Annotated in this window: 16 protein-coding genes and 1 riboswitch; of the genes, 13 read left to right on the plus strand and 3 right to left on the minus strand. The window is 69.4% G+C overall.

What is annotated here, in order from left to right; genetic code table 11:
• From VGL40_00955 to ssnA, 5 genes are all read left to right on the plus strand, one after another.
• Positions 1-767: amidohydrolase family protein (locus VGL40_00955; GenBank protein HEY3313838.1), on the plus strand; the 767-nt coding region annotated here is incomplete at its 5' end.
• Positions 768-814: 47 nt separating this feature from the next.
• Positions 815-2,152, plus strand: a complete 1,338-nt coding sequence (locus VGL40_00960; GenBank protein HEY3313839.1) for an FAD-dependent oxidoreductase — start codon at positions 815-817, stop codon at positions 2,150-2,152.
• Positions 2,142-3,347 carry an NAD-dependent dihydropyrimidine dehydrogenase subunit PreA gene (preA, locus tag VGL40_00965; GenBank protein HEY3313840.1) on the plus strand — a complete coding sequence of 402 codons (1,206 nt, stop codon included), beginning with the start codon at positions 2,142-2,144 and terminating at the stop codon, positions 3,345-3,347. Before VGL40_00960 ends, preA begins: the two co-directional genes overlap by 11 nt.
• Positions 3,348-3,357: 10 nt before the next feature.
• Positions 3,358-6,138, plus strand: a complete 2,781-nt coding sequence (locus VGL40_00970) for a molybdopterin cofactor-binding domain-containing protein (protein ID HEY3313841.1) — start codon at positions 3,358-3,360, stop codon at positions 6,136-6,138.
• Positions 6,126-7,460 (plus strand): putative aminohydrolase SsnA, encoded by a 1,335-nt coding sequence (gene ssnA / locus VGL40_00975; GenBank protein HEY3313842.1) that lies wholly within the window; start codon positions 6,126-6,128, stop codon positions 7,458-7,460. The genes VGL40_00970 and ssnA overlap by 13 nt, the downstream gene beginning before the upstream one ends.
• 250 nt (positions 7,461-7,710) lie before the next feature.
• Here the strand turns inward: ssnA and VGL40_00980 are convergent, their stop codons facing one another.
• The 3 genes from VGL40_00980 to VGL40_00990 are packed head-to-tail and all read right to left on the minus strand — an operon-like array spanning position 7,711 to position 10,471.
• Positions 7,711-8,367, minus strand: a complete 657-nt coding sequence (locus tag VGL40_00980) for a hypothetical protein (protein ID HEY3313843.1) — start codon at positions 8,365-8,367, stop codon at positions 7,711-7,713.
• A complete protein-coding gene (locus VGL40_00985; protein ID HEY3313844.1) occupies positions 8,337-9,299 on the minus strand; it encodes a hypothetical protein in 963 nt (320 codons plus the stop codon). Before VGL40_00985 ends, VGL40_00980 begins: the two co-directional genes overlap by 31 nt.
• Positions 9,296-10,471, minus strand: a complete 1,176-nt coding sequence (locus tag VGL40_00990; GenBank protein ID HEY3313845.1) for an NAD/NADP octopine/nopaline dehydrogenase family protein — start codon at positions 10,469-10,471, stop codon at positions 9,296-9,298. Before VGL40_00990 ends, VGL40_00985 begins: the two co-directional genes overlap by 4 nt.
• A gap of 157 nt (positions 10,472-10,628) precedes the next feature.
• A riboswitch (cyclic di-AMP (ydaO/yuaA leader) is annotated at positions 10,629-10,778 on the minus strand.
• Between the two features lie 211 nt (positions 10,779-10,989).
• On the opposite strand from VGL40_00990, the gene VGL40_00995 reads away from it, so the two are divergent.
• From VGL40_00995 to VGL40_01030, 8 genes are all read left to right on the plus strand, one after another.
• A complete protein-coding gene (locus tag VGL40_00995; protein HEY3313846.1) occupies positions 10,990-11,253 on the plus strand; it encodes a GNAT family N-acetyltransferase in 264 nt (87 codons plus the stop codon).
• On the plus strand, positions 11,231-12,535 hold the full coding sequence (locus VGL40_01000; GenBank protein HEY3313847.1) for an SDR family oxidoreductase: 1,305 nt from the start codon (positions 11,231-11,233) through the stop codon (positions 12,533-12,535). Before VGL40_00995 ends, VGL40_01000 begins: the two co-directional genes overlap by 23 nt.
• Before the next feature lie 59 nt (positions 12,536-12,594).
• Positions 12,595-13,338 (plus strand): SagB/ThcOx family dehydrogenase, encoded by a 744-nt coding sequence (locus VGL40_01005; GenBank protein HEY3313848.1) that lies wholly within the window; start codon positions 12,595-12,597, stop codon positions 13,336-13,338.
• A 205-nt stretch (positions 13,339-13,543) separates the two neighbouring features.
• The gene (locus VGL40_01010) at positions 13,544-13,996 is read left to right on the plus strand and encodes a hypothetical protein (GenBank protein HEY3313849.1); all 453 of its coding nucleotides are present in this window, start codon (positions 13,544-13,546) and stop codon (positions 13,994-13,996) included.
• A 60-nt stretch (positions 13,997-14,056) separates the two neighbouring features.
• A complete protein-coding gene (gene ptsP / locus VGL40_01015) occupies positions 14,057-15,826 on the plus strand; it encodes a phosphoenolpyruvate--protein phosphotransferase (protein HEY3313850.1) in 1,770 nt (589 codons plus the stop codon).
• 188 nt (positions 15,827-16,014) lie between these two features.
• A complete protein-coding gene (locus VGL40_01020; protein HEY3313851.1) occupies positions 16,015-16,398 on the plus strand; it encodes a VanW family protein in 384 nt (127 codons plus the stop codon).
• Between the two features lie 95 nt (positions 16,399-16,493).
• Positions 16,494-17,255 (plus strand): metallophosphoesterase family protein, encoded by a 762-nt coding sequence (locus tag VGL40_01025; protein HEY3313852.1) that lies wholly within the window; start codon positions 16,494-16,496, stop codon positions 17,253-17,255.
• A 295-nt stretch (positions 17,256-17,550) separates the two neighbouring features.
• Positions 17,551-18,414 (plus strand): serine hydrolase, encoded by an 864-nt coding sequence (locus tag VGL40_01030; protein ID HEY3313853.1) that lies wholly within the window; start codon positions 17,551-17,553, stop codon positions 18,412-18,414.
• The last annotated feature ends 48 nt before the right edge of the window (positions 18,415-18,462 follow it).

Raw genomic sequence — 18,462 nt, forward strand, 5'->3', positions numbered from 1 at the left:
CCACCGAGCTGATGAGCGAGACCGTGGACCTGGCGCGGTCGCTCGGCTTGATGGTCCACACCCACCTGGCCGAGACCGCCGATGAGGAGCGGTTCTGCCGGGAAAGGTTCGGCTGCCGCCCGCTCGAGTACATGGAGCGAGTCGGTTGGCTCGGCGAGGATGTCTGGTTCGCCCACGCCATCCACCTGAACGACGCGGAGGTGGCTCGCCTCGGCGAGACGAACTCCGGGGTGGCCCATTGTCCGACGTCGAACATGAAACTGAACTCCGGGGTCTGTCGCGTTCCCGACCTCCTGGCGGCCGGGGCCAGGGTCAGTCTGGCGGTGGATGGCTCGGCCTCCAACGACTCTTCCGATATGTGGGGCGAGATGCGCCAGGCCTACCTTCTACAGAAGCTGGCCTACGGCGAGCGAGGCCTTAAGTCGGAGGGAGTGCTCCGCCTGGCCACCCGCGGCGGGGCGGCCGTCCTCGGCCGCGACGACATCGGGCACCTCGCCCCGGGCATGGCCGCCGATCTGGTCCTGATCGACCTCGAGGATATCGCCTTCGCCGGCGGCCAGCACGACCCGGTGGCCGCCATCATCACGTCCGGCGACAGTCACGTGGTCGATACGACGGTGGTCAACGGGCGGGTCGTCGTCCGCGGCGGCCGGCTGGTCAACGTGGACGAGCGGGCGGTGGCCGGTGGGGCCAACCGGATCTCCCGCGGGATGCTCGACCGGGCCTCGGCCCGGACGGGGATAGACTATATGCAACCCTGTGAATAGGCGGAATGCATGAATATGCGGCGGACAAGCCATGGGAGGAGGTCACTATGAGCCAGCAGACGACGTTCAGAGAAGGATTGTCGGCCCAACAGGTGGCGGCGGAGGCGGCGAGGTGCCTGTACTGCTATGACGCGCCGTGCGTCAAGGGCTGCCCGGCCGGGGTGAACATCCCCGTCTTCATCAAGAAGATCCACAGCGGCAACTGGAGGGGAGCCGTCCGGGTGATCCGCGAGACCAACATCTTCGGCGGGGTCTGCGGTCGGGTCTGCCCGACCGAACACCTCTGCGAGAAGGAATGCTCGTCGCGCCTCCTCGGGCGGGCCATCCCCATCGGTGCCCTCCAGCGGGCGGCCTGCGATCACGAGATGGCCCGGGGGTTTGGGGCTCTGGCGGCGGCAACGGCGCCGATGGCGCCGGCGGCGGGGAAGAAGGCGGCCGTCATCGGGGCCGGCCCGGCCGGCCTGGCGGCCGCCCACGAGTTCCGTCTAATGGGCTGGGAGGTCACCGTCTACGAGGCCGGCGAGGCCGCCGGCGGGCAGCTTCGCCTGACCATCCCGCCCTACCGTCTCCCGGCCGAGGTGGTCGAGGCTGAGGTCGAGGCGGTCCTGGCGACCGGCGTGGAGGTCAAGACCGGGGTGGTCGTCGGCCGGGACATTTCGGCTGAGAAGCTGCTGGCCGAGAACGATGCCGTGATCCTGGCGGCCGGTCTCGGCGGCGGCCGTCCGCTGGAGGTTCCCGGCGAGGCCCTCGACGGGGTGGTCGGCGCCGAGGACTTCCTGGCCGAGGCCAGGGCCGGTCGTGGTCGGGGCCGGGACCTCAGGGGCAGGAAGGTGGTCGTGGTCGGCGGCGGGAACACGGCCATGGATGCGGCCACGACGGCCGCCCGGGCCAACGCCGACCGGGTGACCGTGGTCTACCGGCGGTCGAGCCGGGAGATGCCGGCCTGGTCGCGCGAATACCAGACCGCCCTGGCGGCCGGGGCCGAGTTCGCCTGGCTGGCCGGACCGGTGGCCCTCGAGCCGGGGCGGAGCGGCGGGGTCGGTAAGGTCAGCTGCGTCCGGATGGCCCTCGGGTCCCCGGACGCCTCGGGCCGGGCGGCTCCGGTCCCGATCCCGGGCTCCGAGTTCACCATCGACGCCGACCTCGTCTTGATGGCCCTGGGCCAAGGACCCAACACAGCACTGGCCGCGGCCTTCGGGCTGAAGCTCGGGGGTGGCCGACCGGTCCTCGGTCCCGATGGCCGGACCGGCCGTGACAAGCTCTTCGTGGCCGGCGACTTCGAGAACGGCGGGGCTACCGTCGTCAGGGCCGTGGCCGAGGGCAGGCAGGCCGCCCGACGCGCGGCCGAACCACATCGCGAGGGGAGAAGAGACGATGGCCATTGATCTCTCCGTGAGCTTCTGCGGGGTCAAGTTCGAGAACCCCTTCATCCTGGCCGCCGCGCCGTCGACCGACAACGCCGACATGGTCGCCCGGGCCTTCGAGGCCGGCTGGGCCGGGGCCATCATCAAGACGACCTCGGTCGAGACGGAACAGGTCAGCCTGGTCTACCCGATGATGACCGGCCTGGACCTTGATGGGCAGCGGTTGGCCGCCCTCGAGAACATCGACCTCATCTCGGAGCGCCACATCGATCAGGTGGAAAAGGACGTCTCCCGGCTGAAGAAGGAGTTCCCCGGGAAGGTCGTCGCCGCCAGCATCATGGGGGCCAAGAAGGAACACTGGGAGGAGTTGGTCCGGCGCCTCGAGGCGGCCGGGGTCGACCTCATCGAGTGCAGTTTTTCCTGCCCCCACGGGATGCCGGAAAAGGGCATGGGCTCGGCCGTCGGGCAGAGCCCCGAGCTGACCGAGGTCACCGCCAGGTGGGTCAAGGACGCGGCCAAGCGCGTCCCGGTGGTCATCAAGCTGACTCCGCAGATCGCCGACATCGCCGCGGCGGCCGCCGCCGTCAAGCGCAGCGGGGCGGACGGGGTCTGCGCCATCAACACGGTCAAGGGGCTGATGGGGGTCGATCTCGACACCTTCATCCCCTACCCGAACGTCGGGGGGTATTCGACCTACGGCGGCGTCTCCGGCCCGGCCATCAAGCCGGTGGCCCTTCGCTGTGTGGCCGAGATCGCCCGCAGGATCGACATCCCCATCACCGCCACCGGCGGGGTGACCACCTGGCGTGACGCCGTCGAGTTCCTCCTGGTCGGCGCCCGTACGGTCCAGGTCTGCACCGAGGTCATGCGCCACGGCTTCCGGGTCATCGAGGACTTCACCGACGGGCTCCGCAACTACCTCGAGGACAAGGGCTTGAGCCGGGTCGACGAGCTGATCGGCAAGGCCCTCCCGTACATCACCGAGCACTCTCAACTCCCCAGGGCTAACAAGGTGAGAGCCCACGTCGAGGCGGAAAAGTGCATCCGCTGCGGCGTTTGCCACGTCGCCTGCCGGGACGGGGGTCATCAGGCCATCGAATTCGGCGACGACCGGTTGGCCCGGGTGGACGAGAACAAGTGCGTCGGCTGCGCCTTCTGCACGACCGTCTGTCCGGTGCCGGGTTGCTTGACGATGCGGCCGGCGGCGGCCGACTGAGGTGGCCGCGATGGTCCGGCTCCAGCTGACCGTCAATCGCCGGCCGATCAGCGTGGAGATTGAGGAGGGGGCCACCCTCCTTGATCTCCTCCGCGACAAACTCGGCCTGATGGGGGCCAAGAACGGCTGCGGCAAGGGCCATTGCGGGGCCTGCACGGTCATCGTCGACGGAGAAGCCCGGCGGTCCTGCATCGTCAAGGCCGAGAGGTGCCGGGGGGCCGACGTCCTGACCGTCGAAGGGCTGGCCGAGGGCGACCGACTCCACCCGGTCCAGGAGGCCTTCATCCGCGCCGGGGCCATCCAGTGCGGTTTCTGCACCCCGGGGATGATCATGTCCACCGTGGCCCTTCTTCGGAGAAACCCCGACCCATCCGAGGCTGAAGTCAAAGACGGCCTCCGGCACAACCTTTGCCGATGCACGGGTTACGCCTCGATCCTGAGGGCCGTGCGGTTGGCCGCCGCTCTGCTCCGCGGCGATCAGGCGGCGGTCGCGATTCTGGCGACCGTCGGAGGTCGCGGCGGCGTGGGCTCTTCGGCTCCCCGGGTGGGGGCGGTCGATCGGGTCACCGGCCGGCCGATGTTCGCCGATGACCTGACCAGACCGGGCATGGTCCACGGCAAACTGCTATTCTCGACCCATCCCCACGCCGAGATCCGGTCCATCGACACGGCCGGGGCCAAGGCCGCCCCCGGGGTCCTGGCGGTGATGACCGCCGAGGACATCCCGGGCCGCAAGATCTTCGGCCTCCTCTTCAAGCAGCAGCCCGTCCTCTGCTCGGACCGGGTCCTGCACCTGGGTGACCCGATCGCCGTGGTCATTGCCGAGACGGAGGCTCAGGCGTCATCAGCCCTTGGCCTGATCGAGGTCGGCTACCGGCCGCTGCCGGCGGTCTTCTCACCCGAGGAGGCCCTCGCCGAGGGCGCCCCGGTGCTCCACGAGGAAGGCAACGTCATGCACCGCGTGGAGGTCCGCCGGGGCGATGTCGAGGCCGGCTTCGCCCGGGCCGAGGTGATCGTCGAGGGCGACTACACCTCGCCGATGATCGAGCACGCCTACCTCGAGCCGGAGTCGGCCCTGGCGGAGCCGGACGGCGACGGCGGGGTCGTCATTTGGACGGCCAGCCAGGGTTCGTGGTCTTTCCGAGAGATGCTCGCCGCTTCGCTGGCCCTGCCCGAGGAGAAGGTCCGGGTGGTCTACACCCCGTGTGGCGGGGGCTTCGGCGGCAAGGAGGAGCCGACCGTCCAGATTCACTGCGCCCTGGCGGCCATGCGGCTCGGCCGGCCGGTCAAGATGACCCTGACCCGCGAGGAATCGATCCTGATGTCGACCAAGCGGCATCCGGAGAAGATCCACATGCGCCACGGGGCGACCCGTGACGGCCGCCTGGTGACCATGGAGGCCCGGATCGTCTGCGACACGGGGGCTTACGCGTCCCTCGGCAAGCCGGTGGTCTTCCGGTCGGCGGTGGTCTCTTCGGGGCCCTACGACATTCCCAACGTCCACTCGACGGCCGTTGGCGTCTACACCAACAATCCCGTCGGCGGGGCCTTCCGCGGCTTCGGCAGCACCCAGGTGTCCTTCGCCTCCGAGGTCCAGATGGACAAGTTGGCCAGGGCCCTGGGTCTGGACCCACTGGAACTCAGGCGGCGCAACGCCCTCCGACAGGGCGGGCAGACGGCCACCGGGCAGGTCCTCGGCCCGGGGACGAACTACCTCGGGACGCTCGAGGCGGTGGCCGGACGGCTGGCCGGACTGAAGGCCAGGGCCGCGGCGGCGGCCGCGCCCGGGCGGCGGATCGGCCTCGGGGTGGCCTCGGCTTACAAGAACGTCGGCATCGGCACCGGCAAGCACGACGGGGCCGGCGCGGTCGTCGGGCTGACCGAGGCCGGACGCCTCCAGGTCCGGATCGGGGCGACCGACATGGGCCAGGGCTCCGACACGGTCATGGCCCAGCTGGCCGCCGAGGTCACCGGGATCCACTTTGGGCTGGTCGACGTCCTGTCGTCGGACACGGCCCTCTGCCCGGACGGCGAAGAGACAACCGCCTCACGGCAGACCTACATCACCGGCAACGCCGTGGTCCAAGCGGCCGAAGCCTTCCTCGGCCGGGTGGCCGAGTTCGCCGGACCGGGCTCCAAGGTCGACGGCGACGCCGTCGTCGTCGGCTCTCGGCGGGAGGGGCTGGCCGAGTTGGCCGGCCGGGCCAAGGCCGCCGGGCGCCGCCTCGAGGGCGAATCCTTCTACCTGGCTCCGACAACCTACCCGTTGCGGGAGACGGCCGACCAGCAGCCGGGCGATGACCCGCGCCTCTGGGACGTCCACTTCGCTTACTGCTACGGGGCCCAGGCGGCAGTCGTGTCGGTCGACGTGGCCACCGGCGAGGTCGAGGTCATCGAGGTGGTCGCCGCCCACGACGTGGGCCGGGCGATCAACCCCGAGGGGGTCAGAGGCCAGATGGAAGGCGGCATCATGATGGGCCTCGGCTACGCCCTCTCGGAGCAGGTCGAACTGGACCACGGCCGGATCGTCAGCGACAACCTGCAGAAGTTGAGAGTCCCGCGGATCGGGGTCACCCCGGCCATGGACGTCGTCATCATCGAAACCCCTGAGCCCGGCGGCCCCTTCGGAGCCAAGGGCATGGGCGAACTGGCCACCAACCCGACCGCCCCGGCGATCATTAACGCCATCAGGGACGCGGTCGGCTCCCACATCGACGACCTGCCGGCGACAAGGGAGAAGGTCTTGGCGGAGATCAAGGGCAAGGAGGGGAAGAGGCCATGCTCATCGTAGGCAACGGTCTTCTGGTCACCCTGGGGGAAAGGAACCGGGTGATCCCGGGCGGCGCGGTCGCCACTGAGCGCGGGCTCGTCGTCGCCGTGGGCCCGACCGCCGAGTTGAAGGCCCGTCACCCGGGGGCCGAGTTCCTCGATGCCCGGGGCGGCCTGATCATGCCCGGGTTGGTCAACGTGCACACCCACGCCTACGGGGCCTTTGCCCGGGGAATCTCCCTCGGGGGACGGCCGGCCAAGACCTTCATCGAGGTCCTCCGCGGCCTGTGGTGGAAGCTCGACCGTGCGCTGACCCCCGAGGATGTCTTCGTCAGCGGTCTGCTGGGCCTGGTCGACTGCCTGAAGAACGGGACGACCACGGTCTTCGATCATCACGCCAGCCCGAACGCCATCGGCGGAAGCCTCGACCAGATGGCCAAGGCGGCCGGCGCCGTGGGCGTCCGGGCCTGCCTATGCTATGAAGTGTCCGACCGGGATGGCCCGGGGCGGGCCAGCGAGGGGATCGAGGAGAACGTCCGCTTCGCCGCCGGCCTGGCCGGCGGGGGCTCCACGCTGGCCGCCCTCATGGGCCTGCACGCCTCGATGACCCTCTCCGACGCGACCCTCGGGCGGGCCGTGGCCGAGGCCGGGAGGCTCGGCATAGGCTGTCACATCCACTGCTCCGAGGGACCGGAGGACCTGGCCGACAGCCGCGGACGGTATGACCGGAGCGTCGTCCGGCGGCTGGCCGACATGGGCGTCCTCGGGCCGTCGTCCATCGCCGCCCATTGCGTCCACACCAGCCCCGAGGACTTCGAGTTGCTGGCCAAGACGAGGAGCATCGTCGCCCACAACCCCCAGTCGAACATGAACAACGCCGTCGGGGTGGCCCCGGTCCTGGCCATGCTGGCGGCGGGCGTCCGGGTGGTGCTCGGCACCGACGGCTTCGGGAACGACCTCTTCGAGGGGGCCATGGCCGCCAACATCGTCCACAAGCTGGCTTCCCGCGACCCTTCGGTGGGCTGGGGTGAAGGTCAGCAGATGACTTTGGCCAACGCCGGCGAGGTGGCCACCCAGTTCTTTGGTTGCCGGCTGGGGGCGCTGACCGAGGGGGCCGGAGCCGACCTCATCGTCGTCGACTATGATCCGCCGACGGAACTCAATCCGGGCAACTTCTGGGGCCACTTCCTCTTTGGGCTCCGGGGAGGCCAGGTCCGCCACTCGGTGGTGGCCGGCCGCCTGGTCATGCGCGACCGCCGGGTCCTCGGGCTCGACGAAGCCGAGGTAATGGCCCGGGCCCGGGAGCTCTCGGCCAAGGTCTGGGAACGGGTGGCCAAGTTGTAGGCGTCACCGTCCGGGTGGCGGTCGTTCAGATGGGCGAGACGAAAGAAGCGAGTCCCCGAACGGGGGCTCGCTTCTTGGCATCTTGTGGGGAGTCGACCGGCGCGCGGCGGGGGGGGTGAGCCACGTGGCGGCGCCGACCATCGCCCATGAGGCGATGAACAGGCCGCCGCGCCTGGCTTTCGGCAACCACAGGGGTTGATTTTAACTCACTCTGCCTCCTTAAACTTCGCAATCGGGTCCGTGGTTCCTGTCAGCCGTGCACCCTCGCCGAGAGGGCGACGAGGCGCCGCGCCTCCGGCAGCGGGCGGCCGGTCTTCGGATCCACGGCCAGGCAGGCCCCGTCGGCCAGACGGGTGACCACTCCGCCATGGGCGCTCGGATTCCCCTTCAGGTGTGGGGCATCCAGGAAGCCTAGGACAACGGCGGCCGCGAGGGTCTCCGGATCGGTCAGGGGGTCCTCCACCCGGGCGGCCCCCAGGCCCTTGATGGCCTCGATCAACAGCCGCGCTTCTTCCCTCAGGCGGCGACGTCTGGTCTGGACGACCTCGTCCTTGGTCGGGTCGGGCAGGCCATCCAGGGCCGACCGGATGACGCCGCGGACGATGCCGCAGGATTCGGTGACTTCGTCCGGGCCGGCCAAGTGCAGGCCTTCGCAGTACCCGACGACGTGGACAATCTGAGGTCGGAGAGCCATCCCCAGAGTCGTGGTGTAGGCCAAGTGGCCTTTGGCCAGGTCGGGTTGGGGCGGGAAGCTGCTCAGCCCGCCCCGCACCTGGCGGAAGACCCGGAAGCTCGACCCGGCCAGCGTCTCCAGGAGGTCGATCTTGGCCAGCATCTTGGCCAGGTCCATCCGGGCGTTGGTGCCCGGCGGGGTGTTCAGCATGAACTGGGCGATGTAGTCGCGCACGCCGAGGGCCTTGGCGTTGTAAGCCGCATGTAAGCCACGGCCACGGCGACCACGTCCGGGGCGTCGCGGAGGCTCCACTGGTGCGGGTCGTTGACCTCCACCGGCACGCCCCTGGCGGCGTGCCAGCGGATGGCCGCCTGGTTCTCGGCGATGGCCTCGGCCAGGGGCCGTTCGCTCCGACCGTCCAGGGCGCTGTACCAGAAGAGGGGGACGGCCCCCCAGGCGTTCCGGATCGTCGACCGCAGGAGGCCGGCCATGGCCACGAGGTCGCGGGTCCCGCTGTAGCACCGGAGGAGGGGGTGGTTGCCAGCTTGGGCGGCCTCGTAAAGCGATTCGAGGTCGGAGGGCGCCCGGAGCGGGACGCTCCCCGCGCCGTCCTGGGCCGGGTCCTGATCCCCGGGGTGGAAGAACGACTCTTGGGCATTTTGGTCGGGTCCGATGGAGATGATGTCGACTACGCCGGCCACGGCGATGCGGCTGATCCCGCGGGCGGTGTCGGCCACGGTCGGCAGGCCGAAGTGGTGGCGAAGCAGTGGGTACGGGCTCTTGCGGGCCATCCGCTCGATGAGCCCGAGGCCGGCCAGGTCCGAACCTTGGGCTTCGCGACCGCCCAGAGCCGCCCGCGCGGCGGCGACCGCGGCGGCCTGGTCCGCCCAGCCGACGGAATCGTGAGCCGCCTTGAGGTAGGCGGCGATTCGGCCCGGTTCCTCCTCACCAGAGAAGGCGGCCTCGAAGAGCCCGAGGTCACGGGCGACCGCGACGACCGGCGGGGTACCGCCGAACAGGAAACGCCGGCCTCCCATGGCCTGGTCTCGCTCGATTCGCTTCTTCAGGCCGGACAGGACCGCCCGGGCGGCGGCCGGACCGAGCCGGTAACTGGCGGCGACGAAGGCCGCATCGGCCTCGACGGCGGCGACGATGGTCTTCTTCACGCCACCGCCCTCCCCTCGGCCACGTGGGCCAGGATCTGGCCGGGAGTGTGCCCGCTCAGGCCTAGGCGTTCGATGGTCCGGCCGATGGCCATGTAGCCCAGCCCGTGAATGGTCGAGGCCAGGTCGATCAGACAGCGGATGTTCGGGGTCGGCACGCGGAGGGCCGCCCCCAACGAGGCCATCGGCACCAGGCTGGCCGGCACGTCCTCGGTCAGGTAGCGGTGGTCCAACTGCCCAGGGGCGGTGATCCCGGCGTAACCCGGGTTGGCCTGCAGGGCCGAGTAGAGGTCGGGGGCCTTGATCCCATAGGTTTTGTCCATCCAGCTGAGAGCCGACTGGTGGGGGACGCCGAGGGTGGCCGCGATTGTGCATCGTTCTTGGTCTACGGCGGCCATGACCTTGGCCACCGAGGGCGAGGCCCCGCGCCGGTAGAACTCGAATCCGTCGGCGGTGTCCTCGATCCGGCCGGTGTTCAAGAGGGTGATGGCTGGATGGAAGACCGCCCCGATGTTGTCGAGGCTGGTCTCGAGGACGCTGGAGGCGGCCACGAAACGGCCCGGGTAGAGTTGGTCGAGGAGCCACCCGACCTCACGGTTGGCCGAGGCCGGCAGGGCCGAGAAGAGGACCCGGCTCTTCCGCCCGTATATGCGGGCCCTGGCCGGTCCCGTGGCCCGCGAGGCGAAGAGGAAGGTCGAGGCCTCGGCGACGATGGCCCCGGGCGCGGCTCCGTTCGTCCGGAGGATGGATTGGAACTCAAGGGCCCCGCCGGTCCGCCCGGGGTTGAGGACGACCACCTGGCCGTCCTGCAGGTGTGGCGCGAAGATCTCAGCCAGGGTCGCATGGCCCGTGGCCGGGACCACGACCATGATCAGACTGGCTCCCTGGACGGCTTCGCCCGGCTCCGCGGTGACCCTGTCCAAGCGGACCAGGCGCGGCGCCTTGCCCTCGAGCTCGATGCCCCCGGTTCCGATGATCGGCTCGAGGCGGCCGGGGCTCCGGTTGTAAAGGCGCACCCTGTGGCCCGCCAGGGCGAGGTCGGCCGCCATCGCCAGGCCGCCGTTGCCGGCGCCGAGGACGGCCACGGTGTGGGGCCTGCCGTGGCTCAACCCCGGCCACCACCGCCGATTCAGCCACTGGACCGCCTTGGGGAGGAATCCGGTTCTTTCGTTCACTGAAGCGACCCCCCTGATCGAGATTCGGTCGCGAAGGCGGACTGGGTCCTCAAGTCCGGGGGGCCGGGGATGAAAACGGCCCCCCGCGAGAACGCGGGGGGCACGAGAGAGGACGAAAGTCCCCGAGCGGTATGGCCGCGCCTAATCAAGGCGGCCGCGCCGCGCCCATCCCACGCTTACGAGGTTAGCTGACGGGTTCGGGCCGGAAGGATGGCCCTACGCCTGGCGGCGATTCACCCCAGAGACAATTTGGTTCCCCCGTTCCCGGCGGCCGGATTCGACCGCGGGGATTAAGCGATCCGTCTTCGTATGCCGTTTGGCCCCATTGTAGTACCTGGTTCCCCATACAGTCAAGACCAAATGTCGCAATAGCTGGGACTTTATCTGCCGCCCGGCGACCGCCGGGGGCTCCGGGGTCTGCCGCGTCAACGACTGCTTCCAGACCTTTCCCAGGCGGTTGCCGTCGCAATTGCCTTCGGCAGGTCCCGCGCCCGAAAGGTCGAAGATGATAATCTTGGATGCGCTCGAACGAGCGGGGGGATTCCGGCGGCCGCCGCCTGGTCGCGGCGGTGGTCGGCGAGCTGACGGCCGGGGGCTTCCGCTCCATGCTGGTCTGGGTCCTGGCCGACAACCCCTTCCGACGTTTCTACGAGTCGCTCGGCGGGACATATCTACGTTCGCAGAAGATGGAGATCGGCGGAGCCCGGTTGAACGAGGTCGCTTACGCCTGGACCGACCTGCAAGAAGGAGACTCAACGAGTGAAACCACCAGAAATCGTTGATGCGGGACACGAGGCCCTCAGGGGTAAGGTCGCCGTGGTCACCGGGGCGGGTCGCGGGATCGGCCGGGAGACCGCCCGGGCCCTGGCCCGCTATGGGGCCGCCGTGGTCATCGCCGAGATCAGCCAGGCCGGGGCGGAGACCGAGCGGCTGATCCGGAAGGAAGGCGGCCGGGCCATCTTCGTCCAGACCGATGTCGCCGACGCAAGATCCGTCGAGGGGATGAAGGAGAAGGCGGTCCGGGCTTTCGGCGAGGTGGATATCCTCATCAATGACGCCGTGGTCGTCCACTGCAAGCCCGTCCTCGAGCACACCGTGGAGGAGTGGGACCGGGTCGTCGCGGTCAACCTCCGTTCGGTCTTCCTGGCCATCAAGGCCTTCGTCCCGTCCATGCTCGAGAAGGGCTCGGGGGTGGTCGTCACCATGCAGACCACGGAGGGCATGCCCTACCTCGCCCCTTATGAGGCGTCCAAGGCCGGCCTAACGAGCCTGGTCTCGGCCCTGGCCCAGGAGATCGGGGAGGGCAAGGGGGTGTCGGTCTACGCTTTCGGACCGGGGATGGTCGACACCCCGGCGCTCAGGGAGGCCGTCCCGAAGCTGGCCGCCCTTTACGGCCTGCCCGAAGAGGAGTTCATCAAGCAAAGCGGGGGCCAGATGATCTCGGCCGAGCTGTGCGCCGTCGGCCTTGTCGGCACGGTCCTGCATGCCGCGGAGTTCCACGGCCAAGAGACGGGTTACGTGGCCGGTTTGGGCAAGCTCGGGCTGGGTCCCGATGGCACGAGGTGGCCGGCCGAGACCGGGCCGGGGGCGGTGGGGCCCGCGCCGGCCGACCCTCTGGAGCCGGCGGCCGTTGACCTCTGCTTGCGGGCGCTCGACCTGAACCGCCGGATGGCGGGCGTGATCCGTGATAACATCAAGGAATATGACTCCCTGACCATGTTTCAACGGCCGGTGATCAAGCGGATGTTCCAGCAAGGAACGGGGCTCAAGGTCGAGGAGTGGCTGGCCAGCGCCGAGGACATGACCGCCCGTCTGGAGCGGGCCGCTCGGCGCGAGCAGGACATGAAGACCTCGGCCCCGCCGGCGAGGCTGGCCGCCTACATCGAGCAGCTGAAGAAGATGGCCGGCTTCCTGACCAAGCAGGAGTCCGACGCGCGGGGCTGGATCAAGGATCCGAAGAAGCTCGAGACAGCCATCGCCGCCCTGGGGACCCGCCGCCGGGTGTCCACGGAACTGGCGGCCGTCCTGGCCGACATGCTCGAGCGGCAAGGCCGGGCCTTGTAGGTCGGCCGGCGACGGACAGCCAAGGGGCGCAAGCCACGGAGGGCAAAGGGGGTTCGACCATGTCAGGGGCCGCCGGTCCGCAATTCATGGAGAAGACCACGTATCGGCAAATGGGTCCGTCGGATCAGGAGAAGGGGCTGCCCCAGCCGCCCTTGGAGAAGCCGGTCGCGGCGGCCCGGCGCCGGATCGACTTGCCCGACCCGAGGACGGTTCCGGTGACGGCCATCGATCTGACGGCGGCCATCGCCGCCCGGGTCAGCACGCGGAAGTTCGCCGCCGCCCCGATGACCCTGGGCGAGCTGTCCTATCTTCTCTGGGCCACGCAGGGAGTCAGGCAAGTGACCATCCGACCGACCACCCTCAGGACCGTGCCCTCGGCCGGAGCCCGTCACCCCTTCGAGACCTACCTCCTGGTCAACCGGGTCGCCGGGCTGCCGCCCGGGCTCTATCGTTACCTGGCCATCGATCACAAGCTGGTGGAGGAAGACCGGAGCGAGGGGATCGCCGACAGGGTCCTCGACGCCTCCCTGCGGCAGCAGTTCTTGGTCGAAGGGGCGGCGACTTTCATCTGGGTCGCCGTGGCCTACCGGAGCTTCTGGCGGTATGGCGAGCGCTCCTATCGTTACCTGCACCTTGACGCCGGGCACGTGGCCCAGAGCCTGTACCTGGCGGTCCAGGCCGTGGGAGGCGGCTGTTGCGTGGTTGGGGCCTACGACGACGAAGCGGTCAACGCGGCGATCGGCCTCGATGGGGTCGAGGAGTTCGTCATCTACATGGCCGGGGTTGGGAAGACCGGCGGCTGACCGCCGGGGGGCCAGGAGCCGGCTGCCGAAATCCGATCCTCCCCCTTCTGCTCATCATTCCAGGATACTCCTGAGGGGGGTGGGCCATCACCGAGAAGGGCGGCGAGGTCGGGAGGAAGGCCGGGCCGGTTCGGCGAACCATATGCCGGCCGTGATAACCTCGGTGGGAGGAGGCTCCCGAGAGGAACCTGGGAGGGCCTTGGGTTTGGCGAAAGGTAACCGCCTCAGCGCACGCCTCGGTTGGAGCCTGCTCTCATGGGCGGGAGTAATGTTCGTCCCCGGCGGTCTGGTCTGGATCGCCAAGTGGCGGCCGTCGCCTCCCCCGTACTTCGTCCTTCGCAACTACCCGTTCGGCGACTATGCCGAATCGTGGCAGGTGGCCATGGGCTTTGCCTTCGTCGCCTTCGGGCTTCTTTTCGCCGCGGCCTCAGGTGTGGCCGGAAGGACGAAGTCGCGATCGATGTGGGTGGCCATGCTCGTCAGTTGGCTGCTCCTGATGTTCCCCCATGCCTTCATCGGGGTGACCTTCGCCATCGAGGACCCTTCTTTGAAGAGCCTTGGGATTTCGGCCTACGTGATCCCCTTCGCGGCGTTATGGGGAGCGGTGGTCGCAGCCGGGTTCATCCTGTCCGGCCGGGACGTGTGGCGGCAATACTAGCTTGAGGACGGATCCCGCTGTCCGGCATACCACCGGCGGCGGGGAGAAAGGACATCAAGAGTGGACACTATCCATGGCACGCCCGCCTCGCCCGGGATCGCTCTGGGCCCGGCGGTGCTCTTCAAGAAGGCCAAGGTCGAGATCGTCCGTCGCCGGCTGGAGGAGGCGGACATCGAGCCGGAGATGGCCCGCTTCAAGGCGGCCATCGAGGCCAGCCGCGGCCAACTCGAGGCCCTGGCGGAGCGGACGGCCAAGGAGGCCGGCGAGGCCGAGGCGGCCATCTTCCAGGCCCACCTGATGTTCCTCGATGACCCGGCCATCGTCGAGACGGTGGAGGACCGCGTTCGTTCCCAGCGCCGCAACGCTGAAGCGGTGGTCGCCGAGGTCACCGCCGAGCAGGCCGCGGCTCTGGCCGCTCTGCCCCACGCCTACCTGGCCGAACGAGCGGCCGATGTCCGTGACGTCGGTGACCGGATCGTCCGCAACCTCGTCGGGGTGGGGGGAGGCCCGGCCGGGGCCGGCGTCGCCGGCGCGGCCGGTGAGGAGGCGGACCCGGCTTCGGCCTCTCCCGGGATCCTCTTCGCCCACGACCTGGCCCCGTCGGACACGGCCCAACTGGACCGCCGACTGGTCCTGGCCTTCGTGACCGAGGTCGGCGGCCCGACCTCGCACACCGCGATCATGGCCCGCTCCCTCGGGATTCCGGCGGTGGTCGGGACGGGTGACGTCTTGGCCCGGGTCCGTGAGGGGATGGCCGCGGCCATCGACGGTGATGCCGGCTCGGTCGTCCTCGGCCCGGACGAGGCCGCCTCCCGGGGGTTCGAACGGCGACGGCAGGAGGCGACGGCCAGGCGGGAGGGTCTGCGCCGATTGAGGGACCTCCCGGCCGTCACCACCGACGGCCGGGCGATCGAGCTGGCGGCCAACGTCGGTCATCCGCGGGAGGCCGCCCCGGCCCTCGAATACGGGCCGACCGGGGTGGGGCTGTACCGGACGGAGTTCCTCTTCCTCGACCGTGATACCCTGCCCGATGAGGATGAACAGTACGAAGCCTATCGGGCGGTCGCCGAGGCCTTCGGCCGATACCCGGTGATCATCCGCACCCTGGACATCGGCGGCGACAAGGAGGTGCCGGCCCTGGGGCTGCCCAGGGAGAGCAATCCCTTCCTGGGGTGGCGGGCCCTGCGCATCTCTCTGCAACGGCGCGACCTATTCGAGACCCAGCTGCGGGCGATGTGGCGGGCGGCCGCCCACGGCAACATCCTGGTGATGTTCCCGATGGTCGCCACGATCGGCGAGATCCGTCAGGCCAAGGCGGCCCTGAGGGCCGCTCGGGAGGGGCTTGTCGCCGAGGGGAAGACGGTCGGGGCCAAGCTCCCCGCCGGGATCATGGTCGAGACTCCGGCCGCCGCCGTGGCCGCCGACATCCTGGCCAAGGAGGTCGACTTCTTCAGCCTCGGCACGAACGACCTCATCCAGTACACCCTGGCGGTCGACCGGGTCAACGAGAAGGTGGCCTACCTCTACGACCCCTTCAACCCGGCGGTCCTGAGGTTGATCGACAAGACGGTCGACGCCGCCCACCGGGCGGGCATCTGGTGCGGCATGTGCGGCGAGATGGCCGGCCTGGCCGCGGCCGCCCCGTTCCTGGTGGGGATCGGCCTCGACGAACTGAGCATGAGTCCGCCCTCGGTCCCGCTGGTCAAGGAGGCCATTCGCGGGATGTCCGCCCGTGAGGCCGGCCGGCTGGCCCGACAGGCGCTGGATTGCGAGAGCGGGGAAGAAGTCCGCGAGCTCTTGAAGAGCCTCCCAACCGGGCGAGAAGGATGACCAAGGTCCCTGAAGGGGGGGGCGGTCGTGTCCCTGAGCGAACTTCACCCGGCCCTGTACCTCGCCAGCGTCTCCGTCCGGCGGGCCATTCGCCATGGCCGGTGGTTGGTCCATCGGACCGATTACGCCACCGCTCACCGCTGATTCGCCGACTCGGTGACAGCGGCCTGAGCCTGCAGTACGGGAAGGTGAGGAACCTCAGGCTGGCCGTGCCGAGGGTCGACGGGACGGTCATCCCCCCCGGCAAGCGCTTCTCCTTCTGGCGGGCGATCGGACCGACGAGTACCCGCAAGGGGTACGCCGAGGGCCTCGTCCTTTGGAAAGGGGAAGCGCGGGCGGGGGTCGGTGGCGGCCTCTGTCAGCTCAGCAACCACTTACACTGGATGGCCCTGCACTCTCCGCTGGTCGTGGCCGAGCGCCACCACCGCTTCACTGAAGAGAAAGGGCGGCTCTACCGCGAGAACGAGATCTACCGCGCGGTCTTCGACCGGGCCACGGGGCGACGACTGGGTGAGGAACTGGTGATGAGGAACCGGGGGCTGGTCAAGTACACCCTTCAGAGGCCTCGGTAGGCAGTTCCGCCGGTCCGGGCGGCCGTTCCGGGGGAGGGCCATCCGGAGAGGGCAAAGGAGGATCCGCCGGCCCGGCGCAAGCCAGGCCGACACCCATGAGACTGGCCATCATCGCCGACATTCACGGCAACCACGTAGCTTTGGAGGCCGTCTTGGCCGCCCTGGAGGAACGCCGACCCGACCGCCACGTCGTCCTCGGTGACCTGGCCTATAAGGGCCCTCATCCGAGCCAGGTGGTCAGGGCGGTCCGCTCCCTGAAGGCAGTGGTCATCCGGGGAACGGCCGAGGACCGCCTGGCCGGGGTGATCTGCGCGCCGGCGACCGGGAGGGCGATCGCCACCGGCGCCGCCTCGGCCAGGCCCGGTCACGCCCCGCTGGAGGACGCCGACCAGTTCAACCGGTGGATGGCCGAGCGTCTCTCCGACGATGACCGGTCCTGGTTGAAGGCCCTACCCTTCGAGGCCACCATCGAGGCCGACGGGGTCAGGCTGTACTTCGTCCACGCCTGCCCGGCCAACACGACCGACCTGATCTACCCCTGGGCCCGGCAGGAGACGCTGGCCGGCTTGTTTGGGGACCCATCGGCCAGGGCCGTCGTTTACGGCCACATCCATCAGCCCTATCTCCGGTGGGTCGGCGGCCGGGCGGTGGTCAACGCCGGCAGCGTCGGACAACCCTTTGACGGCGACCAAAGGGCCTCGGCCGTCGTCGTCGAGGTCGACCGAGGTGGTCTGTCCTTCGAGTTCATCCGGGTGCCATACGATCTTCGGCGGGTCGTGGCCGACGCCCGCCGGGAAGGGATTCCGGCCCTGTCGACCTACGAAACGATGATGGAGTCCGCCCGCTGGCCCTATTGAGGGAGTCGCGGGTGATCGAGCGGAGCCGCCACGAAAACGGCCGCCCTTCTTTGGGGCGGTCTTCAGGTTCACGGGACGGAGGCCGGCGGAATCGCAGCGGGCGGAGTCAGGTAGTCGGCCGGCACGGACGGGAGATGGCCTCGAAGTCCAGGCCCCTCTGGGCAAGCTCCAGATAGCGATCCTCACCTCTGAGCCCTGGTTCGCCCCAGATTCGGGGCTTTCCTGCGCCGCCCCGCCAGGAGGATTTGGGTCGACGCGGAGGGAATCTACCGGCAACAGCGAAGGAGGGGTCCCAATGCCTGAACGAACCCTCTGGCGGAAGATCGAGGAGCGGCTGCACCTCTTGGTCGACGAGTCGGAGGCCGTCATCGGCTTGGCCCTTCGCGACCTGGCCGGCGGGCGGGAGGTCCTGGTCAACCCGGACGAAGTCTTCCCCATCGGCAGCCTGATCAAGGGCGGAATCCTGGCCGAGCTGATCCGGGCGGCATCCCAGGACCGCTGCCGCCTGGACGAGCGGATCGTGGTCACTCCCGCCGACCGCACCGGAGGCAGCGGTGTCCTGACCAATCTGGACGACCCGGTCTCGATGACCCTCCGGGACCTCGTCAACCTGATGATCATCGCCTCGGACAACGTGGCCGCCAACATCTGCTTCGACCGGGTCGGGGCGGCCCAAGTCCAGAGCCTCTTCCGTGAGTTCGGACTGGAGCACACGACCCTCGCCCGCAAGATGATGGACGATGCGGCCGTCCTGGCCGGGCAGGAGAACGTCGGCACGCCGCGGGAGATAATGAAGCTCTTCGTGGCCCTCCACGAGTGCGAGCACCACGAGGGCCGGCCGCTGACGCGCGACGACGCCGCGGAGATCCTCCGCATCCTGAAGAAGCCCAAGGATGACCCGATTCGCCGGCCCCTCCCGGCCGGAGTGGTGGTCGCCGGCAAGTCGGGACACCTCGACGGCGCGGCCGCCGACGCCGCCATCGTCTATCTGAGCGGCCGTCCCTACATCCTGGTGGTGATGACCAAGTACCTCCGTGGCCATGATGGCGACGGGGTCATCGTCGGCCTATCCAAGGCCATCTACGAACACCTGGAGGTGCTGGCCGCGTCGACTCCCTTTGGGCGGAGGACCCCGAACCCCGCGGCCGCCCGGCCTTGAGCCGGGACCCGCTCCGCCCCCAACCCCTGGCGATGGCCGCCCTGCTGG

The sequence above is a fragment of the Bacillota bacterium genome, from assembly GCA_036504675.1.
In the GTDB taxonomy this organism is placed as follows: Bacteria; Bacillota; Sulfobacillia; order JAJYWN01; family JAJZPE01; genus DASXUT01.